This window comes from Gemmatimonas sp. (assembly GCF_044376735.1).
In the GTDB taxonomy this organism is placed as follows: domain Bacteria; phylum Gemmatimonadota; class Gemmatimonadetes; order Gemmatimonadales; family Gemmatimonadaceae; genus Gemmatimonas.
Genome location: NZ_JBILKJ010000006.1, coordinates 1 through 16,376, shown reverse-complemented (window position 1 = coordinate 16,376; position 16,376 = coordinate 1). Strand labels below are relative to the sequence as shown.

Annotated in this window: 13 protein-coding genes; 3 read left to right on the top strand and 10 right to left on the bottom strand. The window is 68.0% G+C overall.

Going from position 1 to position 16,376, the window contains the following annotated elements; genetic code table 11:
• Positions 1-8: 8 nt before the first annotated feature.
• Positions 9-1,235 (bottom strand): MFS transporter, encoded by a 1,227-nt coding sequence (locus ACIRA7_RS01745; RefSeq protein WP_396219068.1) that lies wholly within the window; start codon positions 1,233-1,235, stop codon positions 9-11.
• A gap of 237 nt (positions 1,236-1,472) precedes the next feature.
• Between ACIRA7_RS01745 and ACIRA7_RS01740 the strand changes: the two genes are divergently transcribed.
• Complete coding sequence (locus ACIRA7_RS01740) at positions 1,473-2,567, top strand: PQQ-binding-like beta-propeller repeat protein (protein WP_396219067.1); 1,095 nt, start codon at positions 1,473-1,475, stop codon at positions 2,565-2,567.
• 35 nt (positions 2,568-2,602) lie between these two features.
• Here the strand turns inward: ACIRA7_RS01740 and ACIRA7_RS01735 are convergent, their stop codons facing one another.
• The 5 genes from ACIRA7_RS01735 to ACIRA7_RS01715 all read right to left on the bottom strand — a co-directional run bounded on the left by ACIRA7_RS01735 (position 2,603) and on the right by ACIRA7_RS01715 (position 7,601).
• On the bottom strand, positions 2,603-3,748 hold the full coding sequence (locus ACIRA7_RS01735) for a hypothetical protein (protein ID WP_396219066.1): 1,146 nt from the start codon (positions 3,746-3,748) through the stop codon (positions 2,603-2,605).
• A gap of 81 nt (positions 3,749-3,829) precedes the next feature.
• Positions 3,830-6,178 carry a DUF5916 domain-containing protein gene (locus tag ACIRA7_RS01730; RefSeq protein ID WP_396219065.1) on the bottom strand — a complete coding sequence of 783 codons (2,349 nt, stop codon included), beginning with the start codon at positions 6,176-6,178 and terminating at the stop codon, positions 3,830-3,832.
• Between the two features lie 72 nt (positions 6,179-6,250).
• Positions 6,251-6,691, bottom strand: coding sequence for an OsmC family protein (locus tag ACIRA7_RS01725; RefSeq protein WP_396219064.1), 441 nt, complete (start codon positions 6,689-6,691; stop codon positions 6,251-6,253).
• Between the two features lie 149 nt (positions 6,692-6,840).
• Positions 6,841-7,143, bottom strand: coding sequence for a Bor/Iss family lipoprotein (locus ACIRA7_RS01720; protein ID WP_396219063.1), 303 nt, complete (start codon positions 7,141-7,143; stop codon positions 6,841-6,843).
• Positions 7,144-7,148: 5 nt separating this feature from the next.
• The gene (locus ACIRA7_RS01715; RefSeq protein ID WP_396219062.1) at positions 7,149-7,601 is read right to left on the bottom strand and encodes a Bor/Iss family lipoprotein; all 453 of its coding nucleotides are present in this window, start codon (positions 7,599-7,601) and stop codon (positions 7,149-7,151) included.
• A gap of 167 nt (positions 7,602-7,768) precedes the next feature.
• Between ACIRA7_RS01715 and ACIRA7_RS01710 the strand changes: the two genes are divergently transcribed.
• Together ACIRA7_RS01710 and ACIRA7_RS01705 are read left to right on the top strand one after the other, a co-directional pair.
• Positions 7,769-8,020, top strand: a complete 252-nt coding sequence (locus ACIRA7_RS01710) for a hypothetical protein (RefSeq protein WP_396219061.1) — start codon at positions 7,769-7,771, stop codon at positions 8,018-8,020.
• Entirely contained in the window at positions 8,008-9,165 is a 1,158-nt protein-coding gene (locus tag ACIRA7_RS01705) for a hypothetical protein (RefSeq protein ID WP_396219060.1), read from the top strand. The genes ACIRA7_RS01710 and ACIRA7_RS01705 overlap by 13 nt, the downstream gene beginning before the upstream one ends.
• Before the next feature lie 37 nt (positions 9,166-9,202).
• Here the strand turns inward: ACIRA7_RS01705 and ACIRA7_RS01700 are convergent, their stop codons facing one another.
• The 4 genes from ACIRA7_RS01700 to ACIRA7_RS01685 form a co-directional block, all read right to left on the bottom strand.
• Positions 9,203-12,865 carry a DUF4175 family protein gene (locus ACIRA7_RS01700; protein WP_396219059.1) on the bottom strand — a complete coding sequence of 1,221 codons (3,663 nt, stop codon included), beginning with the start codon at positions 12,863-12,865 and terminating at the stop codon, positions 9,203-9,205.
• Positions 12,862-14,943, bottom strand: coding sequence for a VWA domain-containing protein (locus tag ACIRA7_RS01695; RefSeq protein WP_396219058.1), 2,082 nt, complete (start codon positions 14,941-14,943; stop codon positions 12,862-12,864). Before ACIRA7_RS01695 ends, ACIRA7_RS01700 begins: the two co-directional genes overlap by 4 nt.
• Positions 14,944-14,969: 26 nt before the next feature.
• Positions 14,970-15,869, bottom strand: a complete 900-nt coding sequence (locus tag ACIRA7_RS01690) for a DUF58 domain-containing protein (protein WP_396219057.1) — start codon at positions 15,867-15,869, stop codon at positions 14,970-14,972.
• 7 nt (positions 15,870-15,876) lie between these two features.
• Positions 15,877-16,376 (bottom strand): AAA family ATPase (locus tag ACIRA7_RS01685; protein WP_396219056.1); only part of this gene is annotated, 500 nt, incomplete at its 5' end.

The window sequence follows — 16,376 nt, the reverse complement described above, 5'->3', positions numbered from 1 at the left end:
ATCGCGCGTCATCGATCGCGCGTCGTCGTGGCGTGATCGTTGACGCGCACCGTCAGCCAGAGTATCGCCGCCACGAACGCGACCGCCGCCCAGCACAGCAACGTCGCATTCCATCCCCACGCCGCTGACATCTGCGGCGCAAGCCAGATCGACAGTACGCCGCCGACGTTGCCCATCAGGTTGAGGAGTCCGGCGGCGGCACCCGCGTGCGGCCCGCCGATTGTCGTAGCCGACGTAAAGAACGGTGACTCCGCGCCGTTGAGACACGCTGACGAGAGGCTCAGCGCAACGATCGCAAGGACCGCCCCCGGAACGACGGCCCCCGTGAGTGCGAACGCCGCGGCGCCCAGTAGGCACGCCATGGCAACACGGCGGCGCGCGGTAGCGCCGCCGATGCGGGCGCCAAATCTATCGACGAACGTCCCGATGAGTGGCGCCGCGACGAATCCCGCCACATTCGGAAGACTGGCCCACACGCCACTGGAAAGGATCGTGAAGCCTCGCCCTTCCGTGAGATAGCGGAAGAACCAGAAGACGAACACGAAGTAGACGGCCGAGTGGAGGAGATAGGCGATCGACAGGCGCTGCAGGTTCGGCTCGCCCAGCAGCACGCGGGCCCCGTGGAAGAAACCAGACGCGGGCTGCTGGCGAGACACCACATGGGCTGGCGTTGCGCGCGGCATGAACAACAGGCATGCCGCCGCCGTCGCGGCGCCCATCGTTGCACTGATCACGAATACGGCGCGCCACCCCAACTGCTCCATCACGGGCGCCATCAGCAGTGGTGCGACCGCACCGCCAAGTGAGGATGCAGAGATCACCATCGCCAGCGCGCGGGTCCGGTATGCCGCGTCGACGAACTGTGAGACCGCCAGCGCCGCCACCGGGAAGACGGCCGCTTGCGAGACACCGAGGACAATGCGGGAACCAATCAAGGTGCCTGTCGCCGCCGCCGCCGGCATCAGCCCGGCCACGAGTGACGCGAGGCTGCCGCCAAGCATCGCCAGCGCGAGTGCAATGCGGGCGCCGACACGCTCGCCGAACAATCCAGCGGGCACCTGCAGCAACGCGTAGCTGAGTTGGAAGCCCCACGCGGTGATTGCGCCCATCTCCGTCATCGTGAGACCGATCGCGGGCGCCATGCGCTCCTGCGCCACGGCGATGTCGGTGCGCACCAGATAGGCGATGCCGGCAACGACGCACAACAGCGAAACGACACGCCAATTCGTACGCATGCGAACGGCTCTCAGGGGGTGAGGGGGAACACGTCCAGATCGACGGCGCCGTGCACGGGCTCCGTGATCCGGGGGGCAATGCCATCGAAGCAGGTCGAGTATAGGCCCTGATCCTCGCCGGCGATGCACGCCCGATCTACTTTACTGCGGATCGGAACGCGACGCCGGAATTCTCATGTACCCGGCGGTTCCATGCCTCGCCGATCCGACCGTCTCAACGCGCACACCGTAGCTTTCATGCGACCACCAGCAGGACGAGCCATTTGGGCGATCATTGGTCTGCTGGCGCTCATCGGCGTGCTGGTGGTGCTGGCCCCCCGACTGCGCCCGCGTCGCGATGCTCGGCTGGCGTTCTCGTATACCACCTTCAATGCGCGCTTCTGGCGGGGCGATTGCAACTGCCCGGCGCCGGTGGTCATGGGCACGACCCTCGTGTTCTGCGGCGGCAGTAACTGGAAGAATGAGGAACGGCTCATCGCCGTCGATCTCCGCACGTCGAAGGAGCTCTGGCGCCGCGGCCAGCCGAACGGGTGCGGCATGCTCCGCGTCATCGACGACGTGTTGTACCACTGGGATGGGCGGGCTCTCAGCGCCTTCAGCGCCGCCGGCGCGCTCCTGTGGAGGCGGGCGGATGTGTACGGGCTGCCGTTCGTGACCGATGGGCGGTTGTACCTCAGCGCCAGTGCGACGCCCACCCTGATGGTGCTCGACCCGGAGGACTGGTCACTGCTCGAGGAGATCCCGCTCCCAGATCGCCCCGATCGCACGCCGATCGCCGATGGCCCCATACTCCGCTACGGCACGCGCAGCGGGTATCTCGTGTCGCTCGACCTCACCGATCGCAAGGTGACGCTGTTGCGGCCAGCCACGCGCATCCTGAGCCCGTTGGTGCAGCAGGGGGCGCTGCTCGTGTTCAACGCCGAGGTCGATGACGGCTTTGCGCTGATCGGCTACGACCTGCAGCGCAGTGCCGTCCGGTGGTCCGTCAATACGCACACACTAAGCCAAGCGACGCCGCTGATCGACGGGGAATGGGTCTACTTCGGCGCCGACCGCCTGTACGCGGTGCGGCTCACCGACGGCGACACCCGCTCGTACGACCTTGGCGGCGGCCCCGTGGGGAGCGCCGTGCGGTATGGCGACGTCCTGTACGTACCCGGCGGGAACTCGCTGCACGCGCTCGATCCCGCTACCGGGGAAGTGCACTGGCGGTTCGACGCCGGCAAGTGGGTCAACGCCCCGTCAACCATCGGGCCCCCTCCGATCGTGAATGACGTGGTGTACGTCGGCAGCCTGGATTGCCGGGTGTACGGCGTGCGTACCGGCCGCTAGCCGATCGTGCCCAAGGGCGCGCCCGTCGTGCGCCGTCAGCTGCCCGGCGCGCCGGTGTACACGATCAACCAGCGACCGGGCTCGGCCTCCACGACCGCCGGATCGCCGCCGGTGACGCCCAACGATCGCGGTGTACCCCACGTCGCGCCGTCGGTGGTGGCGGCGTACCAAAGCGGACTGCCGTAGAAGCGCAGGGTACTACCCACCGCCACCAGATTGCCGGTCCAGTTCACCGTGGCGGTGCTAGGGATGTCGGCCACGCGGGTGAAGGTGAGGCCGTCGGCACTCACGGCGTGGTAGGCCCCCTCCTGCGGGGCGCCGATGGGTGCGGTGAGGTGCCACTGGCCGTTCCAGCGCAGCACGGCGCAATCGACGGCGTTGCGCCCCGGATTGAACCGGTACCCGGGCTCTACGGTGTAGGTGACGCCGTCGGTGGACGTGGCGCTGCAGAAGCCCAGCGTCGCGGTGGTGGCGCCCCCAGGCAGCGGGCCGCAGGTGAAGAACAGCCGGAGCGCGCCGTCCTCCCGCACCGTGATGGTGGGGTCGAAGGGGCGCTGGAAGCCGGCGGGGAGGCCGGTGACGGTCAGAGTCCGCGGCGCGGACCAACTGCGGCCGCCGTCGGTGGAGACGGACGCGGCCACGAGGTCGAACGCATCGGGGTCATCGAAGGGAAACCACTGAAAGACCGCCACCAGTTGCCCACTGGTCCGGCGGGCAAGACTGACGACGCCAGCCTGCCGCACGAACGTGGTGGGGGTGCCGAAGCGGTCGGCGTCGGTGCCCACGGCGATCTTGAGATCCTGTTGCCACGGCCCCTGCGTGCTCACGACGCGCACGGTGACCGGCGGACTGGTGACCGCTCCGGCGCCGTTGCGTACGACCACGTCGAAACGGCCCCCCTCGGCCATGGAGCGCGGCGTGAAGACATAGGCCGCCGCCGTGGCGCCGGCGATGGGTTGTCCATCGCGACGCCACTGGTAGGCGAGTCGCGCGCCGGTGGTAGTCACCGTGAACGTCCACGTGGCACCGACTGGCACAATGCGGGGCGCCGGGCCGGACACGAGCACCGGCGCGGTGTCTTCCGATGCGGCCGTCGTCGCGTCGTGCCCACCATCGCAGGCGAGTGCCGTCGCGAGGAGCAGAAGGATCACCGGCTGACGGCAGGGCAGCTCGAGTTGCATGAGGGAAGCATGCGCGTCGGTCCGTGCCGGCGCGAGTCGGCCACCGGGTACGCTCGGTGTGCGGCTCCCCCCCAACCTCACTCAGCGTGTCGTACCCCGTACCCGGTACAGATAGCTGAACTTCACGAACGCGCCGTCCGTGGTGCGTTGGACGTCGATGGGGCGCATCGTTTCGGTGGCGTCCACGCCGGTACCATAGCCGAGGTACACCACCGTGCCCGGGCTTGGCAGGTAGCTGATCAGCCAGTCGGCACGACCGAGCAGAGAGCGCCGAGCCGACTGCCGTACCAGCGACCCGTTGGCGGATCGGCGAAAGAGCGGCTGCTCCGTGCGGGGGTCGCGCAGCGCACTGCGGTCGCGTGATTCCATCTGCCCCACGAACCGCAGGAAGAGCGCGCGCGAGAACTGATACTCGAGTCGCAGCCGCGGCACGATCTGCGTACTGAACAGCGAACCGTCTCGCGCGCGCACGAAGCGCTGGTAGCGCAGCAGCGTGCCAATGCGTACCTGCGTCGACGGTCGCAAGTCGACTTGCGCCTCGACGTCCCGCCGATTCACGGTGGCGGTCTCGAAGAACTCCGGCTCGCTGCCGACCACGGCCGTGATTGTTGCGCCCACCCGGCGCCACTGCGGCGTGTTCACGACGAGCGTCGTGCTGCTGGTACGCTGTGCCGCGCTTGCAGCAAACGCGACGGTGTCGCGCTGCGTGGCGGTCGGCACCCTGTAGTCGGCATAGCGACGGCTGTCGAACGAGATCACCTGGAAGTCGGGAGTGACGCTTACGCGCCACCCACCGCGGATCGTCATGGAATTGTCGAGCGAAAAGCGTGACTCCAGCGGGGTGTCACGCTGGGAAAAGCCATTGTAGCTCCAGAGGGTAGAACCGCTGAAGAAATGCTGCCGCTGATCCCACCATCCACCTTTGCGGCCGAAGATCGTATAGCGCTGGTTGACCTGCGCGCGCACGAAGTCCACACGATTGACGAAGCCGGTTTGAGTGAGGAATCCCGGGGAGAAGCCCTGCAGCGCAAAGCGGTATCCGTACTCGCGTCCCGAGCGTCCGGTGTTCGCTTCCCAGAGTGTACCGCTGCGCGACACGCTGTCGCGCGTGGTGCTGTTGGCAAAGCGGAGGTCGGCACTGTACACCTTGGCGAACTGCAGACGCGCGTCGAAGCCGGCCACACGATTGAAGCGGGCGCCTTCGCTCCGATCGGTGAACACGATCCCCGCGGTGCTCTGCTCGCCAAGGTCACGGCGCAACCGTACGATGGTGAACAGCGGACTGGTCTTGCCATCGCTGCCCGCGCTCGGTGCGTCGAGTGCCGACAGCAGGCCGACATCCGTGCGCGGAATCTTGCCGGTGAGCTTGATGGCACCGAGGGGCTGCACGATGGAGCGGGTGTTGACGAGCCGGTTCGGGGCGTCGAACTGTTCGCTGCCCTCCACGAAGAACGGGCGAAGCTCCGGGAAAAAGAGCGCGAAACGCACGTCGCCGGGAATCTGGCCGACGTCAGTTTCCACCTGGCTGAAGTCGGGGTTGGCCGTCGCGTTCAGCGTGAAGTTGGACGTCACGCCCCAGCGCACGTCGCCGCCGGCCTCCCCCTGGGTCCCGTAGCGCCAGCCCTTCTCGTCGCGGGTGCCGCGCGTCGCTGTGGTCGTTGTGGGGGTCAGATCGAGCACGAGCCCGCGCTTCATGCCGGTCATCCCCCGCAGATAGCCAGCTTGCGGCGTAAAGGCCTGAATGGCCTTCGAGGTCGGTGCCCACGTGTCCTGGTAGCCGGTGCGCTGCGTTTGGCGCACAATCTGCAGCCCCCAGTCCTGGGTCTCGCGCAACTGATAGCGGATCGACTTGAAGGGGATGCGCACCTCCACCTCGTACCCGTCATCGAGCAGGCGTCCTTTCGACTGCCACACGTAGTCCTGGGACAGGTCCACGGCCTGTAGCGAGGCTCGCGACACGCCGGGGCCGGCCGACTGGTCGGTGCGCATGCCGTCGGCCTGCACACCGAACGGATTCACCGCGAACACGAAGGCGCGGCGGCGATCGTTGAACGTGTCGAGATGCAGCGCCACCCAGTCATCGTTCGCGATGCGGTCGCGCTCGGCGAGCGTGGCCCGCACCGTCCCCGCCGGCGCGTACACGCGAATGCCGACATACATCGCATCGGCCGCATACCAGACCCTCACCTCCGTCTCGTCCTGCGCCGGACGCCCGTCCACGGGATTGTACGATGTGAACTCGGTGAGACGGCTTGCGCGCTGCCACGCCGGTTCGGTCAGCTGCCCATCGATGGCGATGGCATCAGACAGTCGCGGGGCGCGGACGTCGAGGGCCCGCGCCCGGCCCGAAAACGACTCCCCTCCGGCGGGGGGTTGGGCGGGAGCGGGACCACTGACTTGCTGCAGCAGCGCGAACAGGAGGGGGAACATCCACCAAGCTTAACGGCCCACTCCCTTTGCGTCGACGCGGTCCCGCCGGCTGGTGGCGAGCGACGCTGGGCCCTACTCCGCCCGAAGCGTCGCTTCAAGTGTGATCGGCACCACTGACAGCGCCTGCGACACCGGACAGCCCACCTTTGCCGCGTTCGCCTTCTCACGGAAGGTCGCGTCGTCGATTCCCGGCACGACGGCATCCAGCGTGAGCACGATGCCGGTCATCGACCAGTCGAAGCCCTGCTGCCCCATCGTGATCACCGACTCCACGTGCAGCGCGGTCGGCGGAAAGCCCGCGCCGGTGAGTTGAAACGACAGCGCCATGGCAAAACATCCGGCATGCGCCGCCGCGATCAGCTCCTCGGGGTTGGTGCCGCTCCGCCCCTCGGCATCGGCAAACCGCATCTTCGTGGAGTACGGCTGCTCCGTCAGCACGCCGCTTGGCGTGGTCAGACTCCCCGAGCCTTCCAATCCCGTGCCGAGCCACACGGCCTTTCCGCTACGACGCATCGACTACTCCTGCTGAGAAACGGTGATGAGAGTGATACACGGTGATGAACAGACGGCTCAACGCCGAATCGGTGCTCGCGGTGCCCGGGATGCACTACGGGGGAGCATCTCGTGAGAGACGCTCCCCCGCGGTACCCATCGTGCGTGATCTACTTCGCGACGGGCCCGGACGCACAGGTGACCGTGGTGTGCATCGGCGTGAAGAGGCTGTACGTGATGGCGCCGACCAAGCCGTTCAGGAAGCTGCGTTCGGTCACGACCGAGGCGACGCCCTGAGGGCAGGTCTGCTTGGCGTCGATCGCCGGCGGCGGGACCAAGCCATACACGAACGACAGCTGCCACTGCTTGTCGATCACGGTGGCCGCCGGCGGCGCGCCCGTGTTGACGGTGACGCGGTAGCAGGCGCTGAGGGCGACCAACGCCACCACGGAGAGGATGTTGGTGATGCGCATGGACGTTACTCCTCGGCCGAGGTCACGTCACCGAACTGCACGGCGACGGGGCGATCCAGCTGCGCGGAGCGCGCGGCTGCCTGCTGTAGCGCGTCGGAGAGCTGCGAATCGGTCGCCGACCATGCCACGTGCACGATCTCCGTGCCGTTCGGGAGCGCCGCCGTGCCCGAGGCACAGGTAATCCGAACCGTCTGCGGTGCCCAAATGCCAAGCGTCAGGGCGCTCACAAATCCGTTGGGGAAGCTCGTCAGCGTCTCGACGGTGGCCACGCCACTCGGACACTTCGTGCGGGCATCGATCGGCGTTGCGGCAACGAGGCCGAAAATCCACGTGGACACCCAACTCTGTTGAACGACCGTTTGGCTCGGCGCGCGACCGGTCTGTACAACCTGCCTGAAACAGGCGGTCGTCGATGCCAGCACAAGCGCGCCTAGCACCACTGTTTTCCAGCGATTCATGAATGCTCCTCTTGCGAAATCCAACGATTGAGAAGTGCCAGCAGGGCGGAGCGAACATACCGCCTGCCTGGGCGCGGCGCGAGGGCGGGGGAGTGCAACAGCATGCCGCGGGCAGACCGCGATGATCCGCTCTTGCCGACTTTCGCACCACCCCCTAGTTCACTCGTATGCCAAACTCTTCAATACTCAAGGCCATGTGCTGTAGCGGACGAGTCCGGTATGCCGCCCTGTCGGTGCTCACGTTGCTTGTGTCGGCATCGTCGCACGTGCAGTCGCAGGCTCGGCAGCGTCGCTGCCCGCAGTTCGCGCGGGTACCGGGCTACGGCGCGTGCACGAACATCGCGGGCAACAGCTGCGGCTTCTGCACGTACCGGTGCAACGACGAGACCGTGGTCCGCTGGAACGTGTGCGGGGGATAATCGCGCGCGTCCTGCTCGTATTCACGCTGCCGGTGGGTGTGCTGGCGTGTGATCGCACGGCGCCGGTGAGCGACGAGGCCCCGCCCGCGCTCCGGGCGGCGATGGCCACGCGCACGATCTATCCGGCCAAGCGCGAAGAGTGGCGCACCGACATCACGGAGCACACCGACAGCACCATGGTGCCGCTGGTGTTCCGGGCCGGTGGCACCACGGTGGCGCTGTTGCAGGCGTCGCCGATGCGCATCTCGCTGTTCGAGCTGAATCGGCGCGGCATGTTGCTGGCCACGCGTCCGGTGCGTATCGACTCGGTGCTGAACGCGGCGGTTCCGCGCGACATCATCGCCCCCACCGAACTGTCGCGTATCACCGATGACGGCGAGGTTGATGTGATCGACAGCGTTACCAGCACGCTGGTGCGCGAGTCGATCGGCGGCTTCATGTTCCGTCGCGAACTGCCATTGCTGCGCGGCGGCAGCGGCAAGCTCTGCACGCTGTCGCCGGCCACGTTGCTGCATGTGCGCACGTTGGGGCAGCGCAGCGCGCTCGAGGCGTTCACGATTACGGCGAGCCCGACAGACGATGCGCTGGTTGGACGGCATCGTCTCATCGTGGCCCCGTCATCGCGACTGCGGTGGGGCAATGGAGACGCGCGGCGCTGTCTGCTGCTTACCGATCGCGAGGTGCTTATCGTGAGCGCGCCCGTCGACCCCAGCACGGGTGTGTCGCCTCAACTCACCACGCTCCGCGCGCCGGGCGATTCGGGGCCGCCGCCCACCATCGAGCGTCGTGGAACGGCGACCGACAGCGCGCGTCTGCGGCAGCCATTCGTGGTCGATGCCGCGATCGTGGATGGCGGCTTCGTGGTGTTGGTGGGACTCGAGTCGGACCGCCAGGGGCGCGTGCTCGACTACTACGACGAGCGCGGACGATACATCCAGAGCGCGATGCTGCCGTTCACGGCGTCGGCCATGAGCGGAGCGGGGCCGCGCTTTCTGGCGCTGCATCAGGACGAGCGTTACCGCTGGTGGATCTCGTCGTGGCTCACGCCCATGGCGGCGCACGGTGCCACCGCGCCGCCGGATCCACGGCCGCTCGATGATGCACCGGAGCGACAGCTGTTCGCGCGGCCGGCACGCGCGCGGTAGCCGTGAGCGGCAGCCGCTCACGGCTGGTGAACGACGGCTACGGCCGCCGCTTCGCTCCCGCCAACACCCGATAGTACTCGTCAACCAACGCGCGATACTCCGCCGGTGCGGCGGCGCGGGCACCGGCCGCCGGCCGACCATCAGCGCCCAGTCCCACCGAGCGATACAGCGCAAATTCGAAGTTCTTAAGGCGCTCCAGCATGGCCGTCTGCAACTGCTCGAGCCCCTTGGGGTCGCCGAACGCGCGGCTGTTCTCGAGCTGACGCAGCCCCTCGATGGCGCGATCGAGTTCACGCGTATCCACGCCCTGCGCCGCCGCCTCGCGACGGAGCCCTTCGGCGTTCTCACGACGCAACCGGAACTCTCGCGCGAACTGTTCCGGCGTGCCCGACGGCATCATGCCACCCTCGTTGCCGGTCGGCGACGACTGCCCGGAGGGCATTTCGCCATTCGGCATCCCACCGGCCCGCGGCGCACCGCTTGAATTGCCGCCGCGTCCGCCGTTGGCCTGTTGGCGGCCCTGCTGGCCTTGGCCTTGGCCCTGTTGCTGGCCCTGACCTTGCCCCTGCTGGCCGCTTTGCTGCCCTTGCTTGCCCGGTTGGCTCTGCTGCCCTTGCTGGCCGCTTTGCTGCCCCTGTGAGCCCTGCTGGCCCCCCTGTTGGCCCTGTCTGTCGGCCACGCGCTCGCGCAGCGACTCCAAACCCTCCACGAGGGCCCGCGTGCGCTCCAGCGTGCGTTCCTGCGCGCGCGCCGCCGACTCGCCCGACATCGCGCCTGTGGCCGCCCGGAGCCGCTCCGCCACGTCCTTCAGATTCTCGCCGATCTGCCCTTCGAACTGCGACGCGTACTCGGCCGAGCCGCCGCGAATCACCTGCTTGCTGAAGTCGATCTTGTCGGCTACCCGCGTGTCGCGAATGGTCTCCGCCGCCTCGCCCAGCTTGCCCGCTGCCTTCGGCTGATCGCGACGGGCCTCACGGGCCAACCGATCGGCATCGGCTTCCAGTTTGCGCACGTCGTTGCCCAGCGCGTCCTTCTGCTCGCCCAACCGTCGCTGCTGTTCGTTGCGTGTATTCGGCGCCGCCCCCGCCATCGACTTCACGGTCTCGGCGATCTCCTGCTGACGCGCCTCGAGGTCCCGCGCGCGCTCGGCCAACTGCTGCACGCCGCGATTGAGTTCGTTGGCGCGCGTGCCTTCGAGATTGCGCGCCGCCCGGTTCAACTCTTCCAGTGCCGCATTGCCTTGCGCCGCCGATCCGCTCGATGCGCGACGCATGGCGTCGGCCGCCTGCTGCAACCGCTGCGCGGCGTTACCCAACTCCGGGTTGTTCTGCTCGCGCGACAGCCGCTCAAGGCGCCGAGCTTCTTCTTCCGCCTGACGCGCCAACTCACGCTGCGCACCACTGTTGGCCTGCTGTCCCTGCGCGCCTTGCTGGCCACCCTGCTGTCCTTGCTGCCCGCGACCTCCGCTGGATGATGCACCGCCACTGCTGCCCGAGGCGCCACCGCTCTGCTGCTGACCCACGCGCTGACGCATGGCTTCGGCCTGTCGCTGCATCCGTTCGTTTTCCTGCTGCTGCCGCTGCGCGAGTTGCCGCAGCTTCTCCAGCGTTTCGTCGACCGCCTGCTGCGCGCTCTGCTGCGATTGCGACTGCTGCTGCACGGCTTCGTACTGATTGCGGAGCTTGTCGTTCTCGAGCTCGAACAGATCGGCCAGGTCCTCCGCCTTCGGTCCGCCGCCGCCACCACCACCGCCGCCTCCGCCACCGCCCCCCATCTGCACCTGCACGTCGCGGTACAGCGCCTCCGCGCGCTGCAGATGCTGCAGTGCCTTCTGCTCCAGCGGCAATGCGTCGGTGCCGCGTCCCCGGCCCAGCTGCTCCTCGGCCAGCTTCATCGCGGCGGCGGCCGTCTCCGTTTCCACACGGATCTTGGCGAACATCGTGTCGCCAGCGGCGAGCCCGCGCTCTTTCAGGCTGTTCGCCAGCTTCGTCACTTCTTCGCGCAGCCGCCCTTCGGCGATCGTAAGCGTCGTAATGTTCTCGCGACGACGCTTGTCAGCGGTGCTGCTGCTGTCGCGCAACCAGTTGAAGGTGCCGGCGACCACTTCCTTCTGCCGCGCCACGAAGCCTTCGGGTGATTCCCCCTGCGGACCGCCGCCACCACCACCGCCACCACCCTGCTGTTCGGCCTGCCGATAGTCCTTGGAGAACGGACGGATCTCGAGGAAGTACACATCGCTGCTGCCGCTGTGGCCCGAGCCGTCCTTGGCCACGGCGTGATACGCCACCAAGTCACCCGGCACCAGCGACATCTCCTCCAGGAACAGCGTGTGCGCCGCGCGCGCATCACGCGGCCGGCGCGTGGTGCTGTCCTGCATCACGATGCGCTTCTCGGCCCCGCCGTTCACGCGATAGCGCAGTTCGAGCGCGACCACACCCAGATCATCGCTGGCCTGCACGGCCACCGTGACCTCATCGGTGTTCGACGCCTTCGTGTCGCGCCCCGGCTCTTCGATGGTGACGCGCGGCCCCCGATCGGGGATCGCATCGATCACGTACTCCACCGAACCCGCCACCGTGGTGCCGTCGGTGGTAACGAGGTCCACGTGATAGAACCCGCTCTTCGACACCTTGAAGCGGCCGCTCACCGCGCTGTCGCCCTCGATCGCCATCGGCGCCGTGGTGCCGTCGTCGAAACGCAACACGCCGCTCGCGACCTTCCGCGTGACCTTGGCGTGCACCACGACGGTAGTGCCCACAATCGCCGCCACATCACCGCCGTCTTCCACATGCTCGGCGGGCAGGCCGCTGTACGCCGGGAAGCTGAGGTCGAGCGACACATTCGACACCGCCGGCAGGTCGTTCACCGTGAGTATGTACGTGGGCGACCGCACGTCGGCCGACTCCACGTAGTACTCGGTGGGCTTGGTGATGTCGAATAGCCGCGAGCGGAAGCGCGACGAATCGGCTTCGGGGCTCATCGGGAGTCGCTGCCACTCACCGGCGGAATCGCTGCGGAACACGAGCTCCGCCCCATCGGCGGCGAAACCCACCAAGGCGGCGTGCACTTCAATCGCACCACCACGCGGCACCGCCACGTTCCCCGGCTCGACGCTCAGCGCCCGGACCGGCACCGCCGCTTCGGCCGTCCCGAAGGGCACAAACAGCAACTTGGCGCCTTCGCGCAAACGCGCGGGGCCCGCCACGAACATCAGCGCCGCCACCGCGGCCACTCCACCCAACATCTGCCCCGCACGCACCATGCGCGGACGCTCCAGCGCCGCGCGCTGTTGCAGCGGGGCAATCGCTGCGCTCGCGCGCGACATCAATCGCGCCGACAGCGCGCCCGACTGCCGCTCGCGCTCCGGCACGAGTGCTTCCTGCACCGCGGTGATCAGCGTCTGCTTGAGTTGCGGTGCGCGTTCTTCCACGTACAGCGCGAAACGCTCGTCGCTGGCGCGACGCATGAGGGGCAGCACGAGTCCGCGGATGAACGCCGCCGCAATGAGCGTGTAGCCAATCACTCGCGCGATGACCGGCGCCCGTCCGTCGCCACTGAACACGGTGAGCACCAGCATGGTGGCCAGCACGGCCAGCAATATCGATGCCCCGATCCACACGAGCGACTCGAGGAGAATGCGCTGGCGCCACTGGCGGCGCAGGGCGCCAAGGGTGGTGAGCAGCTGACGGTCGGGACTCATGTGGGGCTCCGGTCGGAAGCGGACGCGGGAGAGACAGGACGGACACGTCGGGCCACGGCACGCCATCCGCGCGTGGCCATGATCGTTTCAATCACCAACACCAACGCCACGATGATCAGCAACACGCGCCACGGATTCTGGCGACGCTCGAGCTCCACCGTGGTGGGCGGCGCGTTCGACGCCATCGTGCCGGGCTCGGCGTCGCGCACGCCCAGCAACAGCTCGGTGGTGTCCATGGGGGTGAGCTCCGATTCACTAGCCGGCGCGTTGGCCGCCACCCGCCCCACGGAGGCGCCGGTCGCACTCACCGCAAACGCTTCGTACACGCCGGCATCGGCCAGCGGCACCGCCGTGCCCAATGAGTCGGCCTGCGGCCGCAGCAGCGTGCCATCGGGAGCGCGCACCACCGGATCGTTCACCGACGGCGCCAACGACCAGCTCTCGCTGGTGGAGCGCCAGAGCGGTACGGCATCGCGGCCTGACGTGTGCAGCACGAGCTGTCGCACGAAGGGCAGGAAGGCGGGTTGCAGCGGGAAGTCACTGCGCTGGGCGTCGAGCGGCACCGTGAGCACCACCAACCGGCCCTCCCCGAGGCGCTGTTCGAGCACGGCAGGCAACCCATCGTCGAAACGCGCCAAGACGTCCACCGCACCGGACACATCCACTCGCGGATAGCGCAGAAAACGCACTGAGCTCAAGGCATCCGGCACTTCGCGGAACGGCGTAAACAGGGGATGCTCGATGCGCACATCGCGCAGCGTGCCGCCGCGATCGGCCAACCGGTCGGCCAGTCCGCTCATGCGCACCGGCAGCAGCGGCAAGTTGTCGCCACGCTGCCCCGCCAGCCGCGAGCCGGCGGCGATCACCACGCCGCCGCCCTTGTTCATGTACTCCTGCAACGCCGCAACCGACGAGGCCGACGGCAGCATGTCCCAGAACATCACGAGACTGGTACGGGCCAGCGCCTCGCGGCTCACCGGCGCAGAAGCCAGCCGGTCGATCTGAATGGCCGGTGCGGCGCCGATAGCGAGTGCGCGCTCCAGGAACAGCGCCTCGCTGGCCGCGCCGGCCGACGGCGACACCAGCGCCACGCGCACGGCGTCGTCGCGCGGCACCACGGCGTGCAGCGTGTCGTCGGCCACCAGCGCGTCGGACTCCAGCGACACCAGCAGCGCCACGGCATCATCGGGGGCCGGCACCGGGGCGAACGTGACGACGGTTTCTCCGTCGGGTTGCAACGACACGTCGCTGCCGGCGGCATCACGACCGTTCACCGTAAGGCGCGCCTTCACCATGCGCGCCGCCGGCAGCTCGTGTGACTGCACCCGCGCCTTCACCGCCAACAGCGAGCGTGTACCATCGAGCACCCGCCGCGCTTCGATCACGCGCACGGCACTGTTGGCGCGCGTGGCTGCACCCACGGGGATGCTGCGCAGCTTCACGCCAGCCGGCAGATCGATGCCGGCGAGGCCCGCCGCGCCCGCTCGCTGCAGGTCGGAAATCACGATGATCTCGGCCGCCGCAAAGGGCGCGTCGAGCAGCATCTGGCGCGCCGTGCGCAACGCCGGCGCCAGCCGAGTGCCACGCGACAACGGCTTGAGCGTGGAGATGGCCGCCAGCGCCTGCGACTTGTCGTCGCTCATGCGCTGCAGCACTTCAGAGGCGTCGTCGTAGGCGACCACGCCCACGCGATCGCCGGTGCCGAGGGCGTTCACCACGGCCCGTGCGGAATCGAGCGCCCGTGGCCACACACCCTGGTAGCCCATGCTGAGCGAGCGATCGACCACCAGCACCACCGCCCGCCGACGCGTGTCGCCACCAGCCGCCGCGCGGTCGGTGAGGACCGGGCGCGCAAAGGCGAACACCAGGGCCGCCACCGCCAGCGCGCGCAACAGCAGCAACGGCCAGTCGGTGATGCGCTGGCGCTGTGACGTGCGGATGGGCAATTGCTCGAGGAACATCAGCGAGGGGAACCGGAACGGCCGGTCCTTGTCGCGATGCCGCAAATGCATCAGCAGCGGAATCGCCAATGCAGCGAGTCCGGCCAGAAATGCGGGAACGAGGAATCCGATGCCCATGCGCGAAATATTCGGTTAGTCGATCGTCAGCGGACCCGACTGCGCGAGAGTCGCGCGTCGAGGTACGCATGCAGGGCACGGTCGAGCGGTTCGCTCGTGTCGAGGCGCACGTAGTCGGCACCGGCGCTGGTGAAGCGCTCTTGCAACGCCGCGTGGTGCGCGGTGATCAGCGTGGCGTACTTGTCGCGCAGTTCGCCCGGACGAAGCGGCAACAGCGCGCCGCTCTCGGCGTCCTCGAAGGTGGCCGGCATGTCACCCGGCAACTGCGTCTCGGCCGGGTCGACAACGTGAAACACGATCACGTCGTGCCCGCCCATGCGGAGCGCCGCTACCGCGCGTCCCAGTGCTTCCGGTTGCTCGTAGCAGTCGGTCACCAGCACGACGATGCCGGTGCGCGTGGTGAGGTGTCCGATGCGACTGATGGAATGCACTAACCGACTCGGACCCGCGGCCTTGGCGCGCGCCAGTGTGTGCAGCAGCAGCTGCAGATGACGCACCGACGGCGGCACGACATCCACCAACTCTTGCTTGAACGTGGCCAGTCCAATGCGATCGCCCTGCGACTTCGACAGCCACGCCAGTGACGCCACGAGAAAACGCGCGTAGTCGAACTTGGTGACCGCGCCGCTGCCGAAGTCCATGCTCCCCGAGGCATCGAGTGCGAAGATCACGCCGGCGTTGGTGTCGGCGTCGTACTCCTTGATGTAGAACCGGTCGGTACGCCCATACACGCGCCAATCGATGCGGCGCAGGTCGTCGCCGGGCTGGTACGAGCGATGCTCGGCGAAATCCAGCGACGAGCCTTTGCGCAACGACCGGTGCTGGCCGTGCATGAAGCCGTCCACGACCGTGCGCGCCAACAGCGCGAGGTCGGAGATCCGCGCCAGCATGGCGGGGTCGAGAAAGGAGGCGGGAGCGGTGGCCACGAATGGCTCAGAGCGACGAGCGGGGGAGTGGTACGCTCTCGAGCAGACGCCCGATGAGCGAATCGGTGGTCACCTTCTCCGACTGCGCGGTGAAGTTCACCAGCACGCGATGCCGCAAGACGGGACGCGCCAAGGCCCGCACGTCTTCAAAGCTGGCGCTGGCCCGCCCCTGCAGCAGCGCCCTCGCCTTGGCACCCAACACCAGCGCCTGCGCGGCACGCACCGAGGCGCCGTACGACACAAACTGCTTTACGTAGTCGGGGGCGCCGTCGCCCGGGCGCGTGGTGCGCACCAGCTTCACGGCGTAGCGTGTGACGGCGTCGGCAATGGGCAAGCGACGCACCACGCGCTGGTAGGCTAAAATCTCCTCCTTCGACACCACCGACTGCACCGCTTCCGGCGGCAACGACGTGGTGGACTTCACGACCGCCACTTCGTCTTCTTCCGGGAGGTAGTCGAGCATGACTTCCAGCATGAAGCGATCGAGCTGCGCTTCCGGCAGCGGAT